Source organism: Acinetobacter sp. P8-3-8, assembly GCF_000214135.1.
GTDB lineage: Bacteria > Pseudomonadota > Gammaproteobacteria > Pseudomonadales > Moraxellaceae > Acinetobacter.
On sequence record NZ_AFIE01000108.1, the window covers coordinates 1 to 3,055 of the forward strand.

The window sequence follows — 3,055 nt, forward strand, 5'->3', positions numbered from 1 at the left end:
GGGGCAACTCTCTCGCCTTGCTTCTTATGCACAAACTGGACAACCTCATGCTTGGTGGCAGGCTGAGTCTGAAATAAATACTGTTTTAGATTATATACCTTCTGCAAATAATGGCGCACCTTTATGGGATACCTCTTCTAATGTATGGAAGGGGGTAAATGATCAAAATCGTAATATTTTAATAGATCAACAATTTAATCAACAAGGTTTAATCTCCAAACGTTCTGTAGCATTCAATAGTAAAAATCAACAGCGCGAGTTTTCACAACGTAATGGCTATGTGAATGGTATCCGAATGTGGGAACAGCAACGTTTGCGTATGCCTACTGAAAAGTATTCAGACATTCATGCACCTGAACTTAATGATGTTATCGTTGATCGTGATTATGTGATGTTGGCAGGTCTTCCTGTGATACAATTTAGTCAGATTTCTACTCAAAAACAGAATGGGCAGTTAAATACTGATTCAGCTTCGTTTAATGCAGTTCAGCTCAATCGTATTGGTGCGCCAGTCAAGGTTTTTGATAAGAATAATACTGTCCGTTGGCAAACTGATTATTCACCATTCGGTGAACGTTTAAATACGGTTAGCACACGTAATGATGAAGCCCAGCTCATTAGAGTGAATCAAAATTTACCTATTTCTCAATCGATAGATGATCTGCGTTATGCAATTTCGGTTCGTTTACCTGGACAAAATGAAGACCCAATTACAGGTTTGTATGACAATGGTTATCGTCAATACGATCCTGCCGTAGGGCGTTATTTAACGCCTGATCCAATGGGAACTGTCGATGGTTTAAATCCTTATTTGTATGTGGGTAATAATCCGTTAAACAAAGTTGATCCTTATGGTTTATACCAAACGGATATGCATTATTACATGACTTATTTTCTTGCAATTACCGCAGGAATTGATTCAGATAATGCGAGACGAATTGCTTTGGCTGCTCAATTTGTGGATGTAAATGACAATACAAGTCCATTGCCTGAAGGAAGCCATTGGTATAATTATGGAAGCATTGAATTTAACAATGCAACAACAATGCGTTTAGACTGGTATCACTTTACCAATAACCGAGAATATTATGAAAATATTGGTAATGGTTATAACTTGGGAAGCTGGGATTTAGAACAACCTAAAGGAATGACAGATAGCCAATACAAAATTTGGAGATTAACTTCAAATTTAGATAAAGATATAACCACTAATCCAAATAAACGTGGTATTCCTCAACTTGAGATCATGAAAAGAAATTATAAAAGAGCGACTGAATGTAATAATAGAAATCTTAGTATGCAATTTTTTGGTGAATATCTGCATGCATTTGAGGATACATTTGCTCATCGAGATCAAAACAATGATCCTTATGGTACAAATGGAGGAACAGGACATGCAACAGGCTTAACTCATCCAGACCATACTTATGACTTACCCTCAGGTTCACTAATCAATAATAACTTGGTTCGAGAATGGATGAACAATTCAACAAGAACATTAGTGTCGCAAAAAGAGATTTATAATAAATTGCTTGAATACAATCGATCCACGCTTAAGAATACCAATAAAGTTATATCATGGAATCAACTCGAACCATTATTGAAAAATTTTAATCAAATACGAGAGGATTTTGATGAACATGGTACAGGATCATTAGATGGTGTAGTTTCTAAAGTTACCTACTTACAAAACTTGTTAAATGGTCAGAATACACAAATACAAACTTATAAAATTGTTGGCAACTTTGTCAAAGAAGATAAAGTGATTACCGTCAACGCACCTAATTGGGGATATAAACCAAAGCAACGTGAAAAATTTGAACTAATTAAACCAATATCGAAGTCCGACAAAAAACTTTTTGATAAAAATGGGAATGCCGTTAGTGGTTATATTGCGGGTATTGATGGATTTAATATTCCACAAGCAATCACCAATCGTATATTAGCATTCCAATCTATCACATCACTTGAGCAGAAAAAGAAATTTGATAACGTGATTTGGGATACTTCTGTGCAGAAATATGAATCACAGGATGGAGAAAGTGAAAGTGTGGAAAAAAGTGTGCGAAGTTATAGACTAAAATATTCCACAAATCTAATCACTCAAATACAGAATCAAAATAAAGTATTTGTTATCCAAGGTACCCCTCCTCAAGGAACTACAAAATGAAAAAAATAATACTTCTTATAGCTTCATCCATTTCATTGACCGCTTGTGGCAATGATGACATTGCAAATGGTATGCAATATGAGTTTCCTGAATGTGGAATCAGCCAACTGAATGGAAAAAAAATTAAAAAAACCTGTGCTACACGAGACTCTATCGCAAAAAGTGTTTCAAAAGACCATACACCTAAATTTTTACAAATTTTAGTTGGCGCTGGACATACCAGTAACTACTCAGGAGGTCGTCCAGGTTTAATTTTAGACTTGGAGAATCAGGAACTTGATATGCAAGGACATGTTTGGGATTTTTCTAAACAGGGTAATCCAGGATTAGTATTAGGTGGTCATGATAGTATCATTAGAAATGGTATTATTTTAAATGCTGATATAGTCTTGGGTGATTCATACTCTCCTCCAAATTTTGCGACAAGTAATCAAATAAATAACTTAAATATTGAGAAAGAAGGTTTTTTGTATGCAAGTAATACCTATAATTGTAAGAGGTTAGGACTATATTCTTGTGAGGATCCTATTTTATTAGAAAATATATTGCTTGAGAATATTAAAAACACAGCAAATGATTTAAGTCTACGATCATGGGGAGGGGGAATATTAAATTCAAAATTGATATTAAAAAATAGAATTAATATTTATGGTTCAAAAGCAAAAATTATAAACAATATAATCATATCAGATGTTAAATTAGAAACCGAGAAGACAATATTCCAGTTAGTAAAAACTCAAAAATCTAGTTTAATAATTCATTCACAGCAAATATTTCCAGATGCAAATGATGACACTACAGCCATTCCAAATGTTTTATACATCAAATTCTCCCCTGATACAGTCATTGATGGAAATACTTTTACCCTCACCCAAAAAAATGACC

The 3,055-nt window shown here is 34.2% G+C and carries 2 protein-coding genes; both read left to right on the top strand.

What is annotated here, in order from left to right:
- Positions 1–2,170: DUF6765 family protein (locus GGG_RS21595; RefSeq protein WP_010117801.1), on the top strand; the 2,170-nt coding region annotated here is incomplete at its 5' end.
- The coding region (locus GGG_RS20120) for a hypothetical protein (RefSeq protein ID WP_010117802.1) at positions 2,167–3,055 on the top strand (889 nt) is incomplete at its 3' end. The genes GGG_RS21595 and GGG_RS20120, both read left to right, overlap by 4 nt.